The following is a 23,019-nucleotide window of genomic DNA, read 5'->3' as shown; positions in this document are numbered from 1 at the left end:
ACAAGGGTTCGAGGAGCGGTCACAGTGCAGCGCTGGCGTGGCTTGGAGGACATCCCGCAGGACTGGGGGCGCAGCGTCGTCACCATCGGTTCCTACGACGGCGTCCACCGAGGCCACCAGCTGATCATCAAGCACGCCGTCGACCGCGCCCGCGAGCTGGGGGTCCCGGCCGTCGTCGTCACCTTCGACCCGCACCCCAGCGAGGTCGTCCGCCCCGGCAGCCACCCGCCGCTGCTCGCCCCGCACCACCGCCGGGCCGAGCTGATGACGGAGCTCGGTGTCGACGCGGTGCTGATCCTCCCGTTCACGACCGAGTTCTCGAAGCTGTCGCCCGCCGAGTTCGTCGTCAAGGTCCTGGCCGACAAGCTGCACGCCAAGGCGGTCGTCGAGGGCCCGAACTTCCGCTTCGGCCACAAGGCCGCCGGCAACGTCGACTTCCTCACCGAGCAGGGCGAGATCTACGACTTCGAGGTGGACGTCGTCGACCTGTACGTCACCGGCGACGCGGGCGGCGGCGAGCCGTTCTCCTCGACCCTGACCCGGCGCCTGGTCGCCGAGGGCGACGTCACCGGCGCGCGCGAGATCCTGGGCCGCCCGCACCGGGTGGAGGGCGTGGTGGTGCGCGGCGCCCAGCGGGGCCGTGAGATGGGCTTCCCCACGGCCAACGTGGAGACGCTGCCGCACACCGCGATCCCGGCCGACGGCGTGTACGCCGGTTACCTGCACGCGCAGGGCGAGATCATGCCGGCCGCGATCTCGGTCGGCACCAACCCGCAGTTCGACGGCACCGAGCGCACGGTGGAGGCGTACGCCATCGACCGCGTCGGACTCGACCTGTACGGCCTGCACGTCGCCGTCGACTTCGTCGCCTACGTCCGCGGGCAGGCGAAGTTCGAGTCCCTCGACGCGCTGCTCGAGCAGATGGCCGACGACGTGAAGCGGTGCCGGGAGATCGTGGCCGCGCAGGCGTAGGCCCCCGGGCAAGGAAGGGCGGCCGGTGCGCATCGCACCGGCCGCCCTTCGTCGTACCGTCCCCCGTCCCCTGGCCGGGGCTACTGCTGCGGCGGGGGCTGCGGCGGCCGTGCCTGGGCCTGCCCCGGCTGCGGCGGGTAGGGCTGGGCGGGAGCGCCCTGCGGGTGGGGCGGGCCCGGCTGCGCTTGCTGCTCCGGGTACGGCCGCGCCTGCTGTTCCGGGTACGGCTGCGCCTGCTGTTCCGGGTAAGGCTGTGCCTGGCCCGGCTGTGCCTGCTGCGGCGGGTGGGGCTGCCCCTGGTGGGGCCCGCCCGGATACGGCTGGCCGGGGTACGGCTGACCCGGCATGGGCTGGCCCGGGTACGGCTGACCCGGCATGGGCTGGCCCGGCATGGGCTGGCCGGGGTACGCCTGGTCCGGCATGGGCTGACCCGGGTACGGCTGACCCGGCATCGGCTGGCCCGGGTACGCCTGGTCCGGCATCGGCTGGCCGGGGTACGGCTGGGCAGGCATCGGCTGGCCGGGCATCGGCGGCGCGGCCACCGGCGGCGGGTTGCCGTCGTTCGTCCACAGGCCGTGCATCTGCTGGTGCCGCACGAAGTCCTCGGCGACCATGGCCGCGAGGTTGAAGTACGCCTCCCGCACCTTCGGCCGCATCATGTCGAGGTCGACCTCGGCACCCGCGGCCAGATGCTCGTCGAAGGGCACCACGATCACCCCGCGGCAGCGGGTCTCGAAGTGGGACACGATGTCCTCGACCTTGATCATCTTGCCGGTCTCGCGCACCCCGGAGATGACCGTGATGGACCGGGAGACCAGGTCGGCGTACCCGTGCGCGGACAGCCAGTCCAGGGTGGTGCTGGCACTGCTCGCCCCGTCGACGGACGGTGTCGAGATGATGATGAGCTGGTCGGCGAGGTCGAGCACCCCGCGCATCGCGCTGTACAGCAGACCCGTGCCCGAGTCGGTGAGGATCACCGGGTACTGCCGGCCCAGCACGTCGATGGCGCGCCGGTAGTCCTCGTCGTTGAACGTGGTCGAGACGGCCGGGTCGACGTCGTTGGCGATGATCTCCAGACCGGAGGGCGCCTGCGAAGTGAACCGACGGATGTCCATGTACGAGTTGAGGTACGGGATCGCCTGGACCAGGTCGCGGATGGTCGCCCCGGTCTCGCGGCGCACCCGGCGGCCGAGCGTGCCGGCGTCCGGGTTCGCGTCGATCGCGAGGATCTTGTCCTGGCGCTCGGAGGCGAGGGTGGAGCCGAGGGCGGTGGTGGTGGTCGTCTTGCCGACGCCGCCCTTGAGACTGATGACCGCGATCCGGTAGCAGGACAGCACGGGCGTGCGGATCAGCTCCAGTTTCCGCTGCCGCTCGGCCTCCTCCTTCTTCCCACCCAGCTTGAACCGCGAGCCGACGGCCGCGGGCCTGCTGCTCTTCGCCTTCTGCCGCTTGTTGTTGAGCAGCCGGTCGGAGGACAGCTCCACGGCCGCGGTGTAACCGAGCGGCGCGGCACCGGGGTTCGTCGGCTGCCGCTGGTCGTGCTGGATCGGCTGCGGCCAGGCGGCACCGGCCCGGGGGTCGGCGGCCTGCTGCGCGCCCTGACCCGCCGCACCGCCCTCCGGCTGCTGCGCGTTCGGCTGTTGCCCGGGCTGGGGGAAGCCGTAGCCGCTGGGCTGGGCCGGGGGGTTGGGTGTGCCGGGGTGGGGTGGCTGGGGTGCGGCTGCGTTCGGCTGTTGCCCGGGCTGGGGGAAGCCGTAGCCGCTGGGCGGGGTGGGCCCGGCGGGTGCCTGCTGCTGTCCGGGTTGGGGGAAGCCGTAGCCGCTGGGCTGGGCCGGGGGGTTGGGTGTGCCGGAGTGGGGTGGCTGGGGTGCGGCTGCGTTCGGCTGCTGCTGTCCGGGCGGCGGGAAGCCGTAGCCGCCGGCGGCGGCCCCCACGGGTGCCTGCGGCTGACCCTGCTGCGGGAAGCCGTGACCACCCGGCTGTCCGGGCATGGGGCCCGGCTGTCCGGGTGCTCCCGCGGCCTGTGGCTGACCCGGCCGGTGCCAGGCCGCGGGCGCGGGCTGGGGCGCCTGCGGCTGGAACGGCGGCTGCTGCCCGGGCGCGCCTTCGGGCCCCTGCGCGGCAGGTTGAGCCTGACCCGCCGGCATCGGGCCCGGCTGCTGCGGCGGCGCGGGCTGCGCGGGCCACTGGGCGGCCGGCGCCGGGGCGGCGGGCCGGTACGACGGCGGCAGCGGAGGGAGCGCGTTCCCCGCGGGCGCGGGTCCCCGGGCGGGCGGCGCGCCAGGGTGGGTGCCCGGTGCGGCCGGATCGACGGGAGGGGCTTGCTGCGGGGCGCCGGCCTGGGGGGTGCCGTCCTCGGGAGTCCGGTCCTGCGCCGGGGCGTCCCCGGACGTCGGGGTGTCCCCGGACCCGGTCGCGTCCGGCTGGGCGTCGGCGGCCACGCCGTCCTGGGCCGGCGCGGCGACGGCGGACCCGGCGGCCTCGTCACCTTCGCTCAGGCCCTCGGGCGCGGATACCGCCTCCGGGGCGCCCTCCGCCGCCGAGTCCGTGCCGGTTGCCCCGGCCGCGCTCTCGGCGGACGCGTCGGACCCGTCGGACCCGTCGGGCTCGGCGGCTCCGGCGGTCACCGTGACCTCGCTGGACCCGCTGGACCCGCTGGACCCGCTGGACTCGGCGGAAGCGGCCGTATCGGCGTCCGCGCCCTCGGCGCCCCCGGCCGTCGCGGCGGCCTCGGCGGCCGCGGAGCCACCGGCACCGGCGCTCTCCTCGGCGGAGCCGTCCGGCGAGGCGACCGAGTCCTCGGCCCCGGCCGCGAACCCACCGTCCTCGGCGGGCGCTCCGGCGCTCTGCGCGGAACCCTCGTCCACGGCTCCGGCGGTCTCCTCCGCGGCGGCCGCGCGCTCCGCGATCTCAGCCATCTCGCGCTTCAGGGCGACGGCGGAGAACCGCATGGTCGCCCCGCTCTCCAGGTCCCCGTTGTCCGGCTCGGGCGCGGCCGGCGGCGTGGCGGCGGCCGGGCTCTCCTGCCGGGGCGGCTCGGCCGCCCCCGGAGCCTGCTGCGGTTCGAACCCCTCGGGCAGGCGCGGCACCGGAACCGGGCTCCCGGTCGGCGGCGCGGGCGGTGCGTACGGGGCGCCGGAACCGGCCGGAGCCGGCGAGGCGAACGGCGTTCCCGGAGCGGGAGCGGGCGGCGCGTAGGGCGCGCCCGGCGCGTGAGCCGGGGGAGCGGGCGGGACCGGTGGGGCGTACGGGGCGCCCGGCGTCGCGGTACCGGCCGCCGGGGTCGCGTACGGCGACGGTGCCGGAGCCGGTCCGGAGTCGGACGAACCGGACGGGAACTGCGGAAGCGGAGCGGCGCCGGAACCGCCGGCCGTGCCGGAACCATGGGCGCCGCCGGCGTCGCCCTCGCCACCGGAACCCGCAGGCGTCCCGGACGCGTTCTGGGTGTACCAGGCGGGCGGGGCGTAGTCGATGGTGAACTCGCCGGTGGTCTCGATGGCCGATTCCGCGTCGGGCTGGTCATCGCCGGGTGTGGCCCAGCCCCCGCGGATCCCGTCCCGATCGCTGCTCACAGTTCCTCCTGGTGTGGTCGGGCACCCTCATGCCGTGCTCGGGGCGCCCCGTTCCGTCGTGCGATGTCGCCGGGGCTTCCCCACGGGGCCGCCGGCCCCTCAGTCGCGAAGCCGTTCCGCCCGCTCGCGGGAACTCGCGACGTGCCCTGCCCCAGCCTAATCACCACAGGCGCCGACCCGGCAGGCCCGTCCGCCCCTCACCCGCCCGGCGCGCGGTGCCGCACCCGGCCGACGAGGGGTGCGGCACACTTCGACGTACACCAAAACGTGACGCAGGAGCACCACGTCCAGGCCTCACCGCCACCGCAATTGACGCGAGAAGTCGCCAATCCGAGGCGAAAAAGGGCCAATTCGGCCCCGGGTCAGTCCATCCGGCGTGCCACGCCCAGCAGTCCTGTCTCGGCGTCCGTCGCCCGCGTCATCACGTACTGCCGGTCCCGCTCGGTGCACCACAGGGTCACGCCGTCCGGAAGCGTGGGCAGCGCCTCGAGCTCAGCGCGCGGCAGCGTCAGCACCCGCCCGATCTCCGCCGCCTCGTCCGGCGACACCCGCTGCACACCCACCAGCCGCGCCTGGCGCATCAACCGCGGCGCCACCGGGCTCAGATACGGCAGCAGCGTCAGCACCGACTGCCACGGCGCCGACGCCACCCGTCCACGCGGCGGCCGCATGCCGCAGTCCCGCACCACCAGCACCGGCGTCCCCGCCGAGGCGCCCTGCGGGGGCACCCGGCCGACGTCGTACACCGCGAGACCGTTCTGCCCGCCGCCCATCGCGTGCACCATCGGCATCCAGGACTGGGCCCGCCCCGTCTCCACCGCCACCCGGGCGCCGGTGGCCGCCGCGCGCAGCGCCATGACCTGTGCGGTCCACAGGCCCCCGATGAGCACCATGTCGAACGGCGTGGGCCGGTTGACCCCGAGCACCGCGGGCTGCCCCTCGGTGTCGACGCCGACCACCACACCGTCGTCGCCGATCGGCAGGGACAGCGCGTCGGCCTGCTCGACGGGCAGAGTGTGCCGGGGATGACGGGGGCCCAGCAGGCCGAAGCCCGTCCGGAGCCGCTCGCCGAGACCCGCGCGCGACGGGGCCGTGCCGGGACGAGCCCCGCCGGACTGGCCGGGCGAAGTCGTGATGGCCATCAGCGGGCACCTCCGAGCGGCAGGGTGGCCAGGACACCCGGGAGCTGCTCCCGGTCCAGGCGCGCGAGCCCGGTCCGCGCCTCGCGCGCCGCACGCTCCAGATCGCGCCGGGCGTCCGTCAGCTCCTGGTTGCTGCGGCCCGTGATCCGCACATGACCCGTCAGGGAGACGTTCTGCTGCGCGCCCCTGGCCAGGGTCAGGCTGAAGGTCGTCGCCAGCGCGGGCACCGCGGTCAGCCGCGCCACCAACTGCGCCAGCGAGCCGCCGGATCCGTCCAGTTGCGGCCAGCGGCGCACCCAGTAGGTGGTGTGCCGGCGGTTGTCGCAGCGCCAGCTCCGGCTGGACTCCTCGGTGCGGCGCTGCGGCGCCTCGCCCCGTCCGGCCTGGGCGGCCTGCGCCGTCACCATGGGGTTGGCGCACGCCGAGGTGGCGATGGCCGCCGTCAGTTCCTCCTCGTTGAGCACCCTCGCCCGGAACCCGGCGCCGGTCAGCCGACTCGACAGGTGCTCGGCCGAACGCGTCAGGCACTTCTGCGCCCCGAGCAGCCCGCCACCGCGCGCGGCGACCGCCTCCGGGCAGAGTTCGGGGTCGAGTTTCAGCGCGATCCACGTGATGCGCACCGCGGGGGAGCCGGTCTCCGCCTGCAGCGGCGCGTAGTTGCTGACCACGACCGACTGCTGCGGCAGATGCAGCGCGGGCGCGGGCTGCGTGTGCACCACGATCTGCGCCGACTCCAGGTGGATCCCGTCGACGTCGAGGGCGTCCCGCACCAGGGCCACCGGCAGCGGTCTGCGGCCGCGCTCCGCGCGCAGCGCGCCCGCGTCCGACTCCACCTGGAGCACGGCGGTCAGGAAACCGCCGTCGCCCACCATGCCGACGGGCCGCTGATCGCGGTCGTCGCCCCGGCTGTGGCTGTAGGTCCGCAGGGAAGGGTCGCACTCCACGGCGGGCGCCAGACCGGAGTCGGTGCCCACCGGCACCGGTGTGCTCGCGGCCCGCCGGTTGCGGGCCCGCAGCGCCAGCAGGGTGGCGAGCCATTCCGGCAGGGAGCGCCCGCGGCGCCGTACGACGGCGAGCACCACCAGCAGCGCGGCGATCGCGGCCGCGACGACCAGGGCGACCATGCCGGCCAGCCAGCCGCACACCACGAGCGCGCCCGCGATCTCCAGCAGCACCAGCCGCTGCACCGCGAACGAACCGCCGCGCCCGGAACGGGACTCCGGATGCGGCGCGAAAGCACCCCGGGGGGACGTGGGCGCCCGCTCACCGCGCCGCCCGGAGGAGGAAGAGCCGCGGGCACCCGACCGGCCCGCGTCACCCGACCCAGCCCCCGATTGCGATCGCGACCGGGCCCGCGTTGCGGAAGCCATCACTCCAAAACCCCCGAACTCTCCCGAAAACCCTTGCGCTCCGGTCCCTTCAAGCCCTGAGCACCCTACCCGTGCCGCACGCACCTCCACGCAACAGGCATAGTAGGGGCCGGGTCTGACAGTCGAGGCACCAGAGGCAACCGAGGGCGGGGGACGGATCTTCACAGGTCCCCCACGGCTCCGCAACGGGGAGAGAGCGGACACAGATGGCATCACGGCGGGACGAACTCAACGCCTACACCTTCGCGAAGCGCCGCACGCTCGCGTCATTCCTGCAGCCTTCCCCCTCCGGCTCCGAGGAGGGCGCCCCGAAGCCGCTGAAGGCACTGGTGCCCGGCCTCGTCGTCGGCGCCGTGGTCCTCGCCGTGTTCGGCGCCGTCGGCATGTTCAGCCCGACCGCGCCCAAGGGCTGGGACACCCCGGAAGAACACGTCATCGTCGCGAGCAAGTCCACCACCCGGTACGTCGTACTGAAGACCGGCGACCAGAAGCAGCTCCACCCGGTCCTCAACATGGCCTCCGCCAAGCTGCTCTTGGACCCCGGCAAGGACGGCGTCATCACCGTCGACGAGAAGATCTTGGACAGCGGCAAACCCCCGCACGGCGCCACCATCGGCATCCCGTACGCCCCCGACCGCCTGCCCTCCGCCGACGAGTCGTCGGCCACCAAGCGCTGGGCGGTCTGCGAACGCCCCGGCGACGGCGGCCGGGCCATCCAGAAGGCGGCGTTCGTCCTCGCGCGGAAGGAGTGGTCCAGGACGGACGGGCGCGACAGACTCGCCCGCGGCGACCTGATGTACGTCGTCGGCCCCGACGGCAAGACCCAGTACGTGGTCGACGCGCGGGGCACGTCGTACGAGCTCGCCGACCCGGCCGACAAGGAACTCCTCAAGGCCCTCGACACCCGCGGCCGCGCCCCGCAGCGCGTGTCCCAGGAGTGGCTGGACACCCTGCACAAGGGCGACCCGGTCTCCATCCCGTCGATCCAGGGCACCCCCGGCGAGAAGGCGGGCGCCTCCGAACTGCTCCGCCAGTACGACAAGGTCGGCGAGGTCATCAAGGCGTACGACGGGCAGACGATGCAGTACTACGTCGTCCTGAAGGGGAAGGTGGCCCGCGTCTCCGAGTTCACCGCCACGCTGCTGCTCAACAGCGGTGACCTCGTCCGCGTGGGCCAGGCCGGTGAGGCGCAGCAGGTCAGCCCGGGCGCGGTCGTCGACAGCACGGCGTTCGACGGCGGCCGCGACTGGCCCGCGTACAAGCCGAGGACGGTGAACGACGGGTCCAGCACGACCAGCGGCCGCAACACGCTGTGCAACGTCATGCGTTCGGTCGGCGCCGAGGGCGTCACCACCCTGTCCACCTGGGTCGGCAAGGACTTCCCGGCCCAGCTCCCCACCGGCTCCTCCAGCGCCTACGTCACCCCCGGCTCCGGTCAGCTCTACCGCCAGTTCCAGGGCACCGAGACCACGGCCGGCGGTGTCTTCCTGGTCACCGACACCGGCCTGCGCTACGCGCTGCAGTCCAACAGCGACAGCACCACCGACGACCAGGGCATCGGCACCTCCGCCAAACGGCGCAAGGAGGAACTGAGCGAGGCGAGGATCGCCCAGACCCGCCTCGGCTACGAGAACGTGACGCCCACGCCCATCCCCGTCGAGTGGTCCCGGTTCCTGCCCACCGGTCCGCGGCTGTCGGAGTCGGCGGCCCGGCAGCCGCAGGGCTCGTAGCGGCGAGGGAGGATCACGCATCCATGCAGAAGCCGAAGCAGTCCGGCCCGCGGCCCGCGGGCACGGTGCCGTCGGGTGTCCGGCCCCCGCGACCCCAGCTCCCCGCTACCGCGGTCCGGGCCGCGGCCGTGGCCGCCGCGGTGCTCCTCACCGCCGCGACCACCACCCTCGCCCTGCCCGCCACCGCGGCCCACGCGGACGACGGCCAGTGCACCTTCCCGGCGAAGGACTACTCGGGCCGGCCGTGGGCGCTGCAGCGCGTCAACCTGGACGCGCTGTGGGCCCGGTCCACCGGCAAGGGGGTGCGGGTGGCCGTGATCGACACCGGTGTCGACATCAAGAACCCTCAGCTCACCAAGGCGGTCGACGCGTCCAGCGGCAAGAACCTGCTGCCGCCGAAGAACGCCGAGGGCGAGAAGATAGAGCGCGGCAACAGCTCGGGCACCACGGACACCGTCGGCCACGGCACCCGCGTGGCGGGCATCATCGCCGCACGGCCGGCCAAGGGGACCGGCTTCGTGGGCCTGGCCCCGGACGCGACGATCATCCCGATCAAGCAGAACGACGCCGAGGGCGACGGCACCGCGCTCACCCTGGCCGCCGCGATCCGGCACGCGGTCGGGGCCGGTGCCGACGTCATCAACATCTCCCAGGACACGGCCAACGCGGTCCGGCCGGACGCCAGGCTCGAGCAGGCCGTCGACTACGCCCTGAAGCAGAAGGTCGTGGTCGTCGCCTCGGCCGGCAACGACGGCCTCGGCGGCAACGTCAAGGTGACGTACCCGGCGTCGTACAAGGGTGTGCTCGCGGTCGCGGCGTCCGACCGCAACAACGAGCGGGCGGCGTTCTCGCAGTCCGGAGACTTCGTGGGCGTCGCCGCTCCCGGTGTCGACATGATCTCCACCGTGCCCGGCGGCGGCCACTGCTCGGACAACGGCACGAGCTTCTCGGCACCGTACGTCGCGGGCGTGGCGGCCCTGTTGAAGGCCAAACACCCCAAGTGGACGGCCCAGGAGGTCACCGCCCAGATCGAGCAGACCGCCGAACGCTCCATCCCCGGCCACGACCGGCTGGTCGGCTGGGGCGTGGTGGACCCGGTGAAGGCGCTGACCGACGTGGACCCGGAGCACCCCGTCCAGTCTCCGCGCCCCGAGAACGGCGTCTCCAGGGGCGAGGCCCCCTCGGTCACCCCCCTGCGCTTCGGCGAGACGGCGCAGGAACGCGACACCCGCATGGCGACCTACGTGGTCGTCGGCGGCCTGGTCCTCGTCGCGTGCCTGGCCGGCACCGCCGTGGCGGTCCGCGACGCACGACGCCGGCGCGCGGGGCGGCCGGAAGGCGGCGCGTAGTCCCGCCGTCCGGCCTCACAGCTTGCCGAGGACGACCCCGCGCCAGGTCCAGCCGGACCTCAGCACGGTGCCCTGCAGCGGCTCGCGCAACCGCGCGGCGTCGAAGCGGAAGGTCTCCGTCGCTTCCGGTCGACCGCCGTCCCCCCGGCCGAGCGTCCACCGCCGCGTGACGGTCCGGTCCGGCCCGCGCGAGTACGACGACGTGACCTGCAGCCCCGGCGGACCGCCGACCCGGCTGACCTCCCACTGCTCCTCGAGCACACGCACCTCGTGGGCGTCGCGGTCGAGCCGCATACGGACGCGTACGGCATGGGTGATCCGGGACTCCACGAAGAAGCTCCGCCAGGCGGGCTCCGCGATCCGCCACTCCGCCACCAGGTCGGCGCCCTCCGCGGCGCCGTAGCGGACGACATACGGTGCGTCCGGCCGGTTGAGCGCGAGCAGGGCCGTGCGCAGCTCCTCCGCCGGGACCGGCGGGACACCGTCCGCGGGACGCCGGGTTCCGGTCAGCCTGTCGAAGAGTGCCATGGGCTCAACCTACGAGGGACGCCTCAGCCGGTACAACCAACGCCCTTCCGGTTCCCGCGGACCGCCTCACGACGTCGCGCCGTCGCCCGGTCGCACCGTGCGCACGAGGTCGCTGAAGTCGTCCAGGACGGCCGGATGCTGGGCAGCCGTCGTGGTGAGGACCAACCGGATCACCGCCCGCCGGCGCGGATCGGACACGTCCAGCATCGACATGTACACCTGGGACTGGACGAGGTCGCGCCGGACTCCGCCGGCGACGGTCGAGAAGGACAGCGTCTGCGTGAGGCCGGGAGCCTCCGCGGAGCCCGTCTCGCGGCGTCCGGTGACGGCGACCGAGGTGACCGCCCGGCCGAGGCGCTGCACCGACTCGTCGGCGATCTCCGGGAGCGTCGCCGGGTCCGGACGGTACTCGCCGTCGATGGTGATGTTCGCGGTGAACCCGCCGTCGGACGGCAGATGCACCGCCACGAACGCGGCACCGGGGGCACCCACCTCGTCCGGCGGCGCCGAGCGCCAGCCCTCCGGCAGTTCGAAATCGATCGGGACCGGCAGGCTCGTGGTCATCGCGAGCACTCCTTCCTGAAGTGGTGCACCCTCGTGCGGGAGCGGGACGTGGGGGTCAGAACAGGCTGCCGATGGCGTCACCGGCGGAGCTGAGGCCGTCGCCGACGGCGTCGGCCAGGTCGCCCGCGGTGTCGGCGACCTTGTCCGGGTCGACGGTGAACTCGAAGCCCACCTCACCACCGACGATCGGGGAGAGACCCACTTCGGTCTTGAACTCCCACGTTCCGTCCTCGGTCTTTCCGATGTCCAGGCTCGCCTCGGCACCCGGACCGGCCCACCCCTCGGCGGAGACACCCGCCCCGATACCACCGATGTCCGCGCCCACGGTGCCGCCGCCCTTCGCCCCCGCGAACGCCTCGGCACCCAGGTTGATGCCCTCGAGGCCCGCTCCCGCGTGGGCGCCGGCCTCGGCACCCGCCATGCCCTCGGCACGTCCGTAGACGCCGACCGGGCCGACGTCGAAGCGGCCCTGGGACGAGGCCTCACCGCCCGCCAGCACGCCGGCCTCGCCCTGGAGTCCCTCCTTGGTGACGCCACCGCTCACGGAGCCCTTGGCGCCCGCGTAGGCTTCGGCCTCGCCGTCGAGCTTCACCGGCCCGTTGGTGAGCGAGCCCTCCGCGCTCGCGCGACCGAGGTCGGCGTGCGCCTCGGCCTCGCCCATCTTGCCGGAACCGGTGTCCGGTCCGGTCGCCTCCGCGCCGACACCTGGACCCGAGGCCTCGGCCTCCCCGTCGGACACCCACCCGTCAGGCTTGGCGGGGGTCTGCTTCGACTCGGCCACGTACTTGTCGATGCCGGTGTGCGCCTGGCTGTTGAACCCGGTGAGCGTGCCGTCGCTCACGTCGGAGTCGAGCACCACCGCATCGAGCGCGGTCTTGACATGGGCGTCGGCCTCGACGACGTCCTTCACCGCCTTGTCCACGTGCTCCTGCCAGGAGGCGACGGCCTCGCGCACGGACTGCTGGTAGTCGGGGTCGTGGTGCAGTGCGCTGCGTTCACCGTCACCGAGTTTCGTGGTGTCGTAGGAGACCACGCCCGCTTCGGACACCGCCATGCCGGCCTTGACCGCGTCCGCCCGGGCCGACTCCAGCTTCTTGCGCAGGTCCGTGAACTGCGTGTGCGCCTCGCGCAGGAGCGAGGCCACCGCCCTGGCCTCCACCTGGGCGCTCTGGAACTGTTTGAGCGTGACGTCGAACCGCCGGCCGGCGGCGTCCGCGCTCAGGCCGGTCCAGGTCTGTCCCGTGGAGACCCCGTGCACATCGCGCTTGTAGGCGATCTCCTGCTCGTGGAACTCCTTGGCCATCCCGTCCCAGCGGTCCGCCGCCGTGGAGAGCTTGGACAGGTCCGTCGTCATGATCTCGTGATAGTTCGGCATGGGTTCCCCGTTGTCATGGCGTGGCGGCGTACCGGCGTGCGGTCGGGATGGCGTGGCGGCGTACGGGTCGGGACGGTGCGGCGGCGTGCCGCTCGGGGCGGTGCTCGGCGGCGTGCGGGTCGGGGCGGCCGACCGGCACGCCGCGCCCGGCCCCGTCAGTAGGCGTTGAGCACCGACACGGAGCCGGCGTTGTTCCCGGTCTGGATGTCCGTGTGCTGCAGCACGGTGTTCGCGCTCCGCAGGGACGCCTTGTCGGACGCGAGCATGTGCATCAGGTTCTGCACCTGCTCGCCCCATGTCTCGTGCGCCTTCTTCAGAGCGCCCGACGTGTGCCAGCCGTCCCGGAACCCGGAGACGGCCGAGTCGGTCTCCGTGTCCGCCCAGTCACCGGCCTTGCGGGTGTCGGGCTCGATGTGGTCCTCGATGGCCTTCGCGGCGGCCTTCTTCTCGGCAGGGGAGGAAGCGAGGTCCTTCTGGCCCGCGAGCAGGGGAGGGGGACCCGAGGACCCTCCGGGGTCGGCCGGCAACTGGTTGAGCCGCATCCCGACGGGCCCCGCGGCCGCGTCACCCGCCGTCCGTCCTGCTTCCGGCCCTGCCATGACTCCGCCTCTCCCCGTTCGCCGCCGAGTCCGCGCGGCAACTGCCTCTGGCCGACCGCGTCGTAGCGCGGCCCACGCCGAACGACCCCTCTGAACGCCCTCAGCCCGCGGCGGGCGAAGCCTTGTCGTCGGCCTTGAAATCGAAGTGGATCTTCCCGTCGTCCACGGAGGTCACCTTGACCGTGACCCCCAAGGTGCTGCCGTCGTCCGCGGTGAGCACGCACCGGGTCGTGGTACCGACCTTGCCCTTGAGGTCCTCGGGGCAGGTGACGTCCGGCTCGGGTCGCCCGGTGGCGGCGGCGAGCTTCGCGGACAGCGTGGAGGCCAGCTTGTCCGCGGACAGCTTCGGAGTCGATCCCCCGACGCTGACGGAGGCCGAGCACCCCGGGAGCAGGACGCCCACGGCTGCTGCCGAAACGGCCGCAATGGCCGTGGATCCGCGGAACTTGGGCATGTCGCATCTCCGGATTTGCTGAGCATGACAGAAAGACCCACGCAGCATACGTGGCAGTGCCACACGCACCTTCCCTGGGCCTTCCCTGGGCGGCGCCCGCATATATCGCTCGCCGAACCTCCGTGAATCCTCGGGTTTTCCCACGCGAGATCTTCACCGAGAAGTCGTGCCCGTGAACCGAGTTGAGGGTCGTCCCCCGCCCCCTGCCCGAGCCGTGCGAGTCGTCCGGGCCGGCCGGAGAAACATCTAGTGCACCGGTCAACTACCCCGACCTGCCCGGGAGGAGGCCGCTGGATACCCGTAACTCGACGCGTCGGTGCTTGAGTTGACTCTCACGTCCACCCACTCCCGTGTGGAGATTTGATGGAGATCGCTGAGAGCGGTTTCGCGGGCGGCGGTCGCCCGTCGGGGCCGGTTCGTCCGTGGTGGGGGTGCGGCGCCGCAGGGTGAGCACAGATTCGCTGCAAACAGAAAAATAGGACAAAAAGTGGTGCGGGGGTGCGGCCTCGTGACCGAGTTAGGACACATGCTTGGTTGGACCGGTTGGGCAGGTTGACTAGAGTGGTAAAGGCGTTGTGAGACGCGGCTCGCTTTGCGATCGTACGGCGAGCGGCTGATTGGTCCCGGCCCGCCAAGGCCGGGGGACCGTACGGGGAAACGGGGAGGAGCTTCGTGCTTCCGGCAGACATGGTGGGGGGCGTGTCGGCGACCAGGGCGGCGAACCTGGAGGCCAGCGGTGAGGCGTTGGACAAGTTCGTGTCACGGGTGGACGCGGTCCTCGCCACCCTTGAGGCTTCCGCGGGTAATCCGACGAAGGTCGGGGCGCAGACAATCAGGCCCACGTCTCTGACTTCAGGTGCGGAAAGCGACTTTCCTGAAGCGCACGGCTTGTACAAGCAGTATCACCGAGTCCATGCAGAGCTCACTTCCTTGTCCAAGAGCCTGCATCTGCAGATCGAGGCGATCGGTATCGCGGTCAAAGGCGCGCACAACGGCTTCGAGAAACTCGAAGAGGAGCAGCGTCGGCGGTTCTGGGCGATCCAGGCGGAGATCGGCAAGATCGAGGACAAGCAGGGCGGCAAGCAGCGCACCGGCACCGGCACTGAGATGAAGGCGTGACGATGACGGACAAGCAGCATGAAGCTGACCTGAACCGGGTCTCCTCACAGAACGACGTGACGGACTTCGTTCGCGGAGTGGAGGACGGTCCGCAAGTCGGTTTCCTCGACGGGATCGTCAGGGTCGCGGTCGGAGCCACCCCTTTCGGGCAGGCCATCGTCGGCCGGACGGACTTCGGGCAGCGTGACCTCGATCTGAACAGGATGCTCGACCTCGTCCAGCAGACAGACCCCGAGGATCTCGAATCCTCGGGCAAGGCCCTGTGGGATGCGCGGGACGCGATCAAGGCGGCTGCGGACGAACTCAACGGCCACGTCGACAAGGTTCACTGGGTCGGAGAGTCCGGCGATGCATTCCGTGAGTGGGGTGCCAAGCTCATCACCAACACCCATCACCTGAGTGACTTCGCCGGAACGGCCGGCGACCAGATCACAGCCGCAGCCGTGGGACTGGCGTCCGTGCGAGGTGCGATGCCGGAGCGCGATCCGGCAAATCACAAGCGGCCCAAGCATTTCACGACGGCCGAGAAGGCTGCCGACAAGGAGGGGTACGCCGCCGCTGTAAAGGTGGAGAAGGACCGCCAGGAGGCGATCAACCAGATGAACCGGTTGGCGTCCTACTACGCGGTGTCCGAGGAAGTGCTGTCAGGCCTGCCGGTCAAGGAGAAGACTCCGGAGTTCACCTCCATGCCTGACGTGGGAGTGCCCCGCCCCCGGGGTGTGCGTGATGTCGACCGATCGGCGTCGGCCACGGGATCGCCCGGAGGCGCCGACACACCTTCCGCTGTGGCTTCCGGAGGCCACCACGTGTCGGTGACGGGCGATGTTCCCGGTCACGTGACGACCGATGGCACGGCGCCGACCAAGCACGTCCCCGGCAAGGTCTCGTACCCAGACGCGCCTGTGGGCACGAACATCGACACCGTAGGAACGCTGCCCTCTCCCACCGCGCCGACCGGTACCAGCCACACTCCGCCCGTCGTGGGTACACCTCCTGCGACCGGTGGCCAGCCCACCGTCTTCGAAGGCCCTTTCGGAACTCCGCTACCCAGGGCTTCATCAGGGCGGGGCTTGAGCGGCGCAGGCAACTTCCGCACTCCTCCCTCCACTCAAGGCCGTGCGGGCACGTCCGGTTCGGCCAATCCGGCCGCTGGCCGTACCCCCGGACAAGGGCCCGTGAATCAGATGGGCCGCTCGGCCTCGACGGGGCAGTCCGCCGTCAAGGGGGCCCCCTCTGGCGCCAAGCCGACTGCGACGGGGCGAGGGGTCACCGGTGGTACGCCGAGGACCGGCGGCTCGGCAACGCCACGAGCGAACGCCGGGCCGGCGACTGGTGCCGGTCGCTCCAACGGAGTCGTCGGAGGGCGGCCCACGAGCACCGGCGGCACTTCCACGAAGGGTGGGTCGAAGATCCCTCGAGGCACCGTCATCGGTGGCGAGGGGGCGGGCAACTCGCGCCCCACGACGAGCCGACTCGGGGAACGCGGTGTTTTCGGGGCAGCCGAGTCCACCGCCAGACCGGGTTCGAGTGCGACCGGTGCCCGTGGGCGTACGGGAGCGTCGGAAGCCGTCACGGGCAGGCCGTCCACACGCAACTCGGCCGCAGGCGCCGAGCGCAACGGGATGACGCGTGGAGGCGCCGGACTCGTGCGCGGTACCGGTCACCAGGGCAAGCCGCGGGACGAGGAGGACAACGAGGCAGCGCCGCGCCCCGACTATCTGGTCGAAGACGAAGAGACGCACCTGCCCAACAAGCCCCGGCGTGACGTGCCGCCGGTTGTCGACTGAGTACGAACGAGGACACGGAAAACGATGAAGTCACGGACCACCCGACGGGTCGAACGGGTTGCGGGCCGCGGCACGCGCTACAGCGGACGAGTCCGAGCTGTGGGCGCGGTCGTCGGTGTCCTGACGGCCACGGTTGTGAGCGTCGCTCCAGGTGCTGCCGCTTCGGACGTTCAGTCGAAGCAGTGGTACCTGGGGCCGATGCAGGCCGAGAAGATGTGGAGGGTCAGCACGGGGGAGGGCGTGAAGGTCGCTGTCATCGACAGCGGTGTGAACGCGAAGACTCCGTCCCTCAAGGGGCAGGTGCTGACGGACGAAGTCCCCGAGGCAGTCGCGTACCGAGCGACGGACGATTACCTCGGCCACGGGACGACCATGGCCGAGCTCATCGCGGGTACGGGGGCCGGGGGCGGTTTGAAGGGCCTGGCTCCTGGGGCGAAGATCGTCCCCTACCGCTCGGTGTTCGACGGATTCAAGGGCGGGGCTGAGGAGAAGAGGAAGACGCCCGACGCCACGGATGAGATCCGCGCCGCAGCCGACACCGACGCGAAAATCATCAACATGTCCTTCGGAGCAGAAGGGCCGAGTTCCAAGGAAAAGGACGCTATCGAGTACGCGGCGTCGAAGGGTAAGCTCCTGGTCGCCGCTGTGGGCAACGACGGCCGCAAGGCCGGGGACACCATCGAGTATCCCGCTGCGTTCCCCTACGTGGTCGGCGTGGCTTCAGCGAACCAGTCCCTCACGGTCTCGCCATTCTCCTCGTCCGGAAACTATGTAGATATTTCGGCTCCGGGGCAGGGTTTCCCCGGGTGGTGCGACGCGACCTTCCGTTCCTACTGTGACAATGTGAATGGTACGAGTTCGGCAGCCGCAATCACCTCCGCTGCTGCCGCGCTGATCTGGTCCGCCCATCCTGACTGGACAGTGAATCAGATCACCCGCGCTCTGATTGACACAGCCGGCCGGAACTGGGAGAAGGACAACCCGAGCAAGTACGCCGGCTACGGCTTTATTCGTCCCCGCCTGGTTCTTGAGGACCCCAAGTACGATGCGGGGCCAGCGCACATCGACCCGCTCGCCAAGGACAATGGCGGCGACCTCCTGGCCAAGGCAGGAACCCCCGATGGGGCTTCTTCCGCCGAATCCTCCTCTGCATCAACCCCGTCACAAGCACCCGCGAAGGGTTCGACCGGCGGCACCTCGGCGGCAGGATCGAGCGCGGAGTCGTCGAACGACGGCAACACCCCTTGGATCGTGCTCGGCGTCGTCGCCGCGGTCATCGTGATCGGTGGTGGAGCGGCCGCCGTCATGCGGGCCCGGCGCGCCAGGTGACGTCGGCAGTCGTATGCAGCCCTGTGTTCTCGGGATAGAGCACGCGGTGCGCGCTCACCGCCGCGAGGCACCACATGAGCGGTGAGCCGGAACAGTTGGACCGAAGAGACAGACAAGAAAGGGCGGGCTGACATGGCCGACAAGCAGAAGCTCGAAGATGCCGCAGTAATTCACCTGCAGAAGAGGATGTACGAGAAGTACGAGGGCGTCCGCAAGCGCGTGCACGGACTCCAGGGCGTCATCGACGGTCTCGAGGGCCAGTGGCAGGGTATCGGCCGTGCCGCGTTCGACAAGAAGCAGTACGAGATCAACGAGTCGCTGAAGAACATCGGCGACATCCTCGGTGACGTCATCGAGGCGATGACCGCGACGCGCAACATCAAGGACAGCAAGGAAGACGAGGTGCGCGCGGCCGTCAACAAGATCGACGTCCAGGACGGCGCTCCCACGGTCCAGTCCTCCTCCCTCAGCTCCTACTGAGACTCCGCCTCCTCGGAGGCGCGCGGCACTCAGAGCTACTGCCGGGCAGCCGGCGCACGACAACAGGCACACATCGGCGAGACGAGGTAAACAGGTCATGGCCAACAACGCTGAGGGACTGTCAGTAACTTACGACGGGCTCGACTTCGCGGCGACGAAGATCGGCAACGAGGCGAGCCAGCTCGAGCAGGACCTGCAGGAGCTCCGCAAGATGGTGGTGAGCAGCCTGCAGTACTGGGAGGGCCAGGCCCAGAACACCTTCCACGAGAAGCTGCACCGCTGGGACAAGGAGGCGAACGACATCCACCAGGCGCTGACCGGGATCGGGCACGTCGTCGCCCAGTCCGGCGGTACGTACATGGAAGGCGACAAGAAGGCCTCCAGCTACTTCCAGTAGGACGCGGTTCGTAAGAAGCAAGCAACTCCAGGGTGGGCGCGCGCGGGAGGCGCCCACCCTGCGTTGTGCCGAGCCGGTGAGGCGAGCCGGATGGACAAGGGGTGAGCATGCGCGCAGGCGCTGGACCAGGTACCCGAGCCATCCGGTCCATCGGGCCGTACACGGTGGTCACCCGGCTCGACACCCGCGTTCCCGCGCACACACCCGTATCCGAGCACCGTTTCATCGCCCGCAGCGCCGACGGAGACCGCACCGTGCTGCTGAGCACACCGCTGGCCACATTGGATCCACAGCGCTTCATGGCCGAAGCGGATGCCTCCCGCTATCTCCTGGGATCCTGGGTCCTCCCGGCCACCGAACTCGCCGCTCCCGGTGATCAGCCGTGGCACGCGCGTCCCTACGTGCCCTCGCTCCCGTTGCCCGTCGCCCTTGCCCTGCACGGAGGGCCGCTCCCCGGGCACACCGTTCGGGCCATCGCCGTCGCGCTGGCCGAGAACCTCGCCCTGATGCACGGGCAGGGCCTGACCCACGCGGGGCTCTGCCCGTCCGCTGTGCTCGTCGCGGCGGACGGCCCCCGTCTCACCTGTTTCGGGGCGGCACGAGCCGCCACGCCTGACGGGGTCCCGCGACGAGAGGTGCCCGGGCTCGATCCCGGCAGCCTTCCGCCCGAACAGGCGGAGGGGGGCCGGCCGCGCCCGCTGGGCGACGTCCATGCGCTCGGTGCCACGCTCGCCTACGCGGCCACCGGATACACGATGCCGGAACGAGAGGAACTGCCGCCCGAACTGCGCTCCCTGATCGCCCGGTGCCTCTCCCGCGACCCGGCCCGACGGCCGCAACTCTCGGAACTCGTCCAGGAACTGACCGGCGAAAGCGAGCCGGGCACTTCCTCGGGCTTCGCTGCCCCTGCGCGTGCCGGCACACTGCTCGGTCCCGGGTGGCTGCCGGCCCGGCTCATCGCCGCCATCGTTCATCAGGCGGCGTCAGTGCTGGCCGCAGAGGTGTGGACCCAGCAGCATCAGGGCCGGACGGCGGGCGGCACCCCTTCCCTGGACGACGTCCCCCGCCGCAGTCCCTGACAGCGAGAACTCCCATGCCGACTCCTCTCACCCACGACGATCCCGTCGCCCTCGGCCCCTACCGGCTCATCGCCCGACTCGGCGGCGGAGGCATGGGCACCGTCTACGTGGCGCGGTCATCCGGTGGGCGCACCGTGGCGGTGAAGACGATGCACGCCGCCATCGCCACCGACCCTGCCGCCCGCGTCCGTTTCCGGCTGGAGGTGGACGCGGCCCGGGTCATGGGCGGGCAGTTCGGAGCGCGGGTCATGGACGCGGACCCCCTCGCGGAGACTCCTTGGCTCGCCACCGAGTACGTGCTCGGGCCCGGGCTCGACGAGGCTGTGGAGGCAGGGGGACCGTTGCCCGAACGGTCGCTGCGGGCCCTGGGTGCCGCGTTGTGCTCGGCGCTCGGCCAGTTGCACCGGTCCGACGTGGTGCACCGCGATCTGAAACCGTCCAACATTCTCGTGACGGCTTACGGGCCGAAGGTCATCGACTTCGGCATCGCACGGGCCATCGGAGACGACCGGTTGACCCGTGCCGGCTCCGCCGTGGGCACACCTGCCTTCATGTCCCCGGAACAGGCGACCGGGCAGGAACACGATCCGGCCGGCGATGTGTTCGCACTCGCCGGAGTTCTGGTGTACGCGGCCACCGGGCGTGCCCCGTTCGGGCACGGCCGGGCGGCGGACCTGCTCTACCGGGTCCGGTACACGGAGGCGGATCTCAGCGGCGTACCGGCCGCGCTCGTGCCGCTGCTCGCCAGGTGCCTGGCCAAGGAGCCGCGGGAGCGCCCCACGACGGCCGAACTGGCATCCCATCTTCACGCCGGCGACGGTGAGTTCGCCGATCACCTTCCCGACCGACTGCTCGCGGACATCGGGCGGCTGGCTGCCGACGTCTGGCGGCTCGTACCGCAGCGGCTTCCGGCGCCCTCGGCAGAAGGGGATCCCTCCGCAGCCGCCGCACCGCTCGGTCGACGCCCCTCGCGTCGGGCATTCCTGGCAGCGGGAGGGGCACTCGCGGTGACCGCGAGCGCGGGCGCGACCGCGTGGTGGTGCCAAAGGCGCGTCGCACCCGCTCCGGCCGCGAAGAAGGCGCCGCGGCAGACCCGGAACCTCGATCCGCTGTGGCGCTACGGCGAATACACCGATCTCACGATGTACGGCTGGGGCCTCACGGTGCCGTACCACGCGTACGGATCCGTCCTGCTGCCCCTGAGCGGGCCCGTCAAACGCTTCGACCCGTCCACTGGGCGGCCTCAGCGGGACGCCGTCATCTCGGGCACCTGGTGGCAGATGGCGGTCCGGAACGATCGGCTCTGCTCGCTCGAACGGGACTACTCCGGGCATGGGCAGTCGACGGCGGTCGTCACCTGGAAGGACGGTCAGCGTTACCTGGAGCCGACCTCGCTTCGTTTCGCCGACGCCGATTCAAGACTGCAGCCGAACCAGATCCTGTCCGTCGCGGGCGACATCATGTACGTGGCACTGGGGTCCGGGAAGGGGGGATCCCGCACGGGTTTCGAGCCCTCGCAGGTCTGGACCCTGCGTGCCGGGGACTTGAGGACCGGCAGAACGCTCTGGAAGAAGTCCCTGCCGAAGCGGCCTGCCGCGAGCACGCGGCTGCACTTCCTCGCCGCGAAGGTCGTCGGCGGCCGCTTGGTGACGCTTCAGGAGGTGGCTGACCGAAAGGTGCATGCCGTCGTCCGTGACGCTGCAGGCGGCGCCGTCCTGTGGGACACACCGTGTGACGTCGGGGACCCCGATTCCCTCAGGAGCGGCATCGCCGCGGACGGAAGGTACCTCTACCTCGGTGGTGCTCGGCTCCGTGCGCTGCGACTGAGTGACGGTGCTCAGGCGTGGGCCCTCGAGGGCGCCGAGGACTGCAGCCCGCCCACATTGAGGGAGGGTGTGCTCTACACCGTCCGCAAGGGGGCGGGGCTCACGGCCGTGGACGCACGACGGGGGCGCATTCTGTGGACCGAGGCGACAGCCGAGGCGGACCAGGCGTACACGGGCTGGCGACCAGCAGTCGGCACCGGCCACGCCTACTACCGGAACGGCATGCAACTGAGGGCCGTCTCCCTGTCCGGCCACGATACGGCCCTGACGTACAAGACGGCGGCGGAGCAGTTCCACGTGGACGCCCAGGCCGGACTGATCCTCGGCGTGGCCCCGGACGGCCTCTCCGCCTATCCGCTCGAGTAGCCGCCTGCGGACCCGTCCGCCGGTGTCACCGCTGACGACAGCATCGCGGGCACCACAACCGTTCCCCGGCAGAAGGACCGACCCCCATGAAACCCCTCGGTACCGGTGATCCGGTCCGTCTCGGCCCCTATCGCCTGCTCGGCGTCCTCGGCGAGGGCGGGATGGGCAAGGTCTACCTGGGTCAGGACGGCGCCGGTGTCCTCGCCGCCGTCAAGGTGCTGCGTCCCGAACTCGCTGACGACACGAACCTCGCCCGGCGCTTCGTCCGTGAGGCCCACGCGGCCCAGGCCGTGCGGAGCACGGGAGTCGCAGCCGTGCTCGGGGCGCAAACGGAGGCCGCACGGCCTTGGATCGCCACCGAGTTCCTGGCAGGCCTCACCCTGGACGAGGCGGTCGGCACGTTCGGTCCACTTCCCGAAGCCGCCTTGCGTGACATGGCGACCTCCTTGGCACGGACACTTGCCGACATTCACGCGGCGGGCTTCGTGCATCGAGATCTCAAGCCCCCGAACATCGTGCTCACCTCGCAAGGGCCGCGCGTAATCGACTTCGGTATCGCCCGCCCCGAACACGGGCTGACTCTCACCAACACCGGTCAGATCCCCGTCACCCCCGGCTACGGTGCTCCCGAGCAGGTCCTGGGACAGCGAGTCGCACCGCCTGCGGACGTGTTCTCACTGGGAGCCGTGCTCGTGTACGCCGCCACCGGCGGACGTGCCTTCGACGGCGATCACGTCGCGGCGTTGCAGCACGAGGTCGTGCACGGTCAGCCGAAACTCGAAGGTTTGTCGCCCCACTTGAGAACTCTCGTCGCTCCGTGCCTGGCCAAGGACCCGGCTGTGCGCCCCACGCCTCTTCAGATTGCGCAGGCCATGTCGGTGCCCAAGGGGCGGACAGGGTGTGGCGGCGAGGGAAGATCGCCGGTGCGATCACGGCGCGTGAGGCCGATGCCCGACGACTGACGACTCATGTCACGGCGCA

General features: G+C 71.4%; 19 protein-coding genes. 11 read left to right on the top strand and 8 right to left on the bottom strand.

Going from position 1 to position 23,019, the window contains the following annotated elements; genetic code table 11:
- Nucleotides 1–24: 24 nt before the first annotated feature.
- Nucleotides 25–972, top strand: coding sequence for a bifunctional riboflavin kinase/FAD synthetase (locus MXD57_RS03480; RefSeq protein WP_250399770.1), 948 nt, complete (start codon nucleotides 25–27; stop codon nucleotides 970–972).
- 80 nt (nucleotides 973–1,052) lie between these two features.
- Here MXD57_RS03480 and MXD57_RS03475 read toward each other — a convergent pair whose 3' ends face one another.
- From MXD57_RS03475 to eccE, 3 genes are all read right to left on the bottom strand, one after another.
- Nucleotides 1,053–4,544 carry an SCO5717 family growth-regulating ATPase gene (locus MXD57_RS03475; protein WP_250399769.1) on the bottom strand — a complete coding sequence of 1,164 codons (3,492 nt, stop codon included), beginning with the start codon at nucleotides 4,542–4,544 and terminating at the stop codon, nucleotides 1,053–1,055.
- Nucleotides 4,545–4,906: 362 nt separating this feature from the next.
- Nucleotides 4,907–5,686: a hypothetical protein gene (locus MXD57_RS03470; RefSeq protein WP_250399768.1), complete on the bottom strand. Its 780-nt coding sequence runs from the start codon at nucleotides 5,684–5,686 to the stop codon at nucleotides 4,907–4,909.
- Nucleotides 5,686–7,056: a type VII secretion protein EccE gene (eccE, locus tag MXD57_RS03465; RefSeq protein WP_250399767.1), complete on the bottom strand. Its 1,371-nt coding sequence runs from the start codon at nucleotides 7,054–7,056 to the stop codon at nucleotides 5,686–5,688. Before eccE ends, MXD57_RS03470 begins: the two co-directional genes overlap by 1 nt.
- 206 nt (nucleotides 7,057–7,262) lie before the next feature.
- Here eccE and eccB point away from each other — a divergent pair, with 206 nt between their 5' ends.
- On the top strand, nucleotides 7,263–8,786 hold the full coding sequence (gene eccB, locus MXD57_RS03460; RefSeq protein WP_250399766.1) for a type VII secretion protein EccB: 1,524 nt from the start codon (nucleotides 7,263–7,265) through the stop codon (nucleotides 8,784–8,786).
- A gap of 23 nt (nucleotides 8,787–8,809) precedes the next feature.
- Nucleotides 8,810–10,135, top strand: coding sequence for a type VII secretion-associated serine protease mycosin (mycP, locus tag MXD57_RS03455; protein WP_250399765.1), 1,326 nt, complete (start codon nucleotides 8,810–8,812; stop codon nucleotides 10,133–10,135).
- Between the two features lie 15 nt (nucleotides 10,136–10,150).
- On the opposite strand, the gene MXD57_RS03450 is transcribed toward mycP, so the two are convergent.
- The 5 genes from MXD57_RS03450 to MXD57_RS03430 all read right to left on the bottom strand — a co-directional run bounded on the left by MXD57_RS03450 (nucleotide 10,151) and on the right by MXD57_RS03430 (nucleotide 13,655).
- Nucleotides 10,151–10,663 (bottom strand): hypothetical protein, encoded by a 513-nt coding sequence (locus MXD57_RS03450; protein WP_250399764.1) that lies wholly within the window; start codon nucleotides 10,661–10,663, stop codon nucleotides 10,151–10,153.
- A 66-nt stretch (nucleotides 10,664–10,729) separates the two neighbouring features.
- Nucleotides 10,730–11,227, bottom strand: coding sequence for a DUF1795 domain-containing protein (locus tag MXD57_RS03445; RefSeq protein ID WP_250399763.1), 498 nt, complete (start codon nucleotides 11,225–11,227; stop codon nucleotides 10,730–10,732).
- 55 nt (nucleotides 11,228–11,282) lie between these two features.
- Nucleotides 11,283–12,581, bottom strand: coding sequence for a hypothetical protein (locus MXD57_RS03440; RefSeq protein WP_250399762.1), 1,299 nt, complete (start codon nucleotides 12,579–12,581; stop codon nucleotides 11,283–11,285).
- A gap of 176 nt (nucleotides 12,582–12,757) precedes the next feature.
- Nucleotides 12,758–13,201, bottom strand: a complete 444-nt coding sequence (locus tag MXD57_RS03435; RefSeq protein ID WP_250399761.1) for a hypothetical protein — start codon at nucleotides 13,199–13,201, stop codon at nucleotides 12,758–12,760.
- A 100-nt stretch (nucleotides 13,202–13,301) separates the two neighbouring features.
- Nucleotides 13,302–13,655, bottom strand: a complete 354-nt coding sequence (locus MXD57_RS03430; RefSeq protein WP_250399760.1) for a DUF4333 domain-containing protein — start codon at nucleotides 13,653–13,655, stop codon at nucleotides 13,302–13,304.
- Nucleotides 13,656–14,354: 699 nt separating this feature from the next.
- Between MXD57_RS03430 and MXD57_RS03425 the strand changes: the two genes are divergently transcribed.
- The 8 genes from MXD57_RS03425 (at nucleotide 14,355) to MXD57_RS03390 (ending at nucleotide 23,000) form a co-directional block, all read left to right on the top strand.
- Nucleotides 14,355–14,774 carry a hypothetical protein gene (locus tag MXD57_RS03425; RefSeq protein ID WP_308290646.1) on the top strand — a complete coding sequence of 140 codons (420 nt, stop codon included), beginning with the start codon at nucleotides 14,355–14,357 and terminating at the stop codon, nucleotides 14,772–14,774.
- A 2-nt stretch (nucleotides 14,775–14,776) separates the two neighbouring features.
- On the top strand, nucleotides 14,777–16,561 hold the full coding sequence (locus tag MXD57_RS03420) for a WXG100 family type VII secretion target (RefSeq protein ID WP_250399758.1): 1,785 nt from the start codon (nucleotides 14,777–14,779) through the stop codon (nucleotides 16,559–16,561).
- A 99-nt stretch (nucleotides 16,562–16,660) separates the two neighbouring features.
- Nucleotides 16,661–17,890: a S8 family serine peptidase gene (locus tag MXD57_RS03415; RefSeq protein WP_250399757.1), complete on the top strand. Its 1,230-nt coding sequence runs from the start codon at nucleotides 16,661–16,663 to the stop codon at nucleotides 17,888–17,890.
- Between the two features lie 132 nt (nucleotides 17,891–18,022).
- Nucleotides 18,023–18,370 (top strand): WXG100 family type VII secretion target, encoded by a 348-nt coding sequence (locus tag MXD57_RS03410; protein ID WP_250399756.1) that lies wholly within the window; start codon nucleotides 18,023–18,025, stop codon nucleotides 18,368–18,370.
- Nucleotides 18,371–18,467: 97 nt separating this feature from the next.
- Nucleotides 18,468–18,767, top strand: coding sequence for a WXG100 family type VII secretion target (locus MXD57_RS03405; protein WP_250399755.1), 300 nt, complete (start codon nucleotides 18,468–18,470; stop codon nucleotides 18,765–18,767).
- Between the two features lie 107 nt (nucleotides 18,768–18,874).
- A complete protein-coding gene (locus MXD57_RS03400; RefSeq protein ID WP_250399754.1) occupies nucleotides 18,875–19,846 on the top strand; it encodes a serine/threonine protein kinase in 972 nt (323 codons plus the stop codon).
- A 14-nt stretch (nucleotides 19,847–19,860) separates the two neighbouring features.
- Nucleotides 19,861–22,038: a protein kinase domain-containing protein gene (locus tag MXD57_RS03395; RefSeq protein WP_250399753.1), complete on the top strand. Its 2,178-nt coding sequence runs from the start codon at nucleotides 19,861–19,863 to the stop codon at nucleotides 22,036–22,038.
- A gap of 86 nt (nucleotides 22,039–22,124) precedes the next feature.
- A complete protein-coding gene (locus MXD57_RS03390; RefSeq protein WP_250399752.1) occupies nucleotides 22,125–23,000 on the top strand; it encodes a serine/threonine-protein kinase in 876 nt (291 codons plus the stop codon).
- The last annotated feature ends 19 nt before the right edge of the window (nucleotides 23,001–23,019 follow it).

Source organism: Streptomyces cellostaticus (assembly GCF_023630175.1).
In the GTDB taxonomy this organism is placed as follows: Bacteria; Actinomycetota; Actinomycetes; order Streptomycetales; family Streptomycetaceae; genus Streptomyces; species Streptomyces cellostaticus_A.
This window is presented reverse-complemented; position numbering and strand designations above follow the sequence as displayed.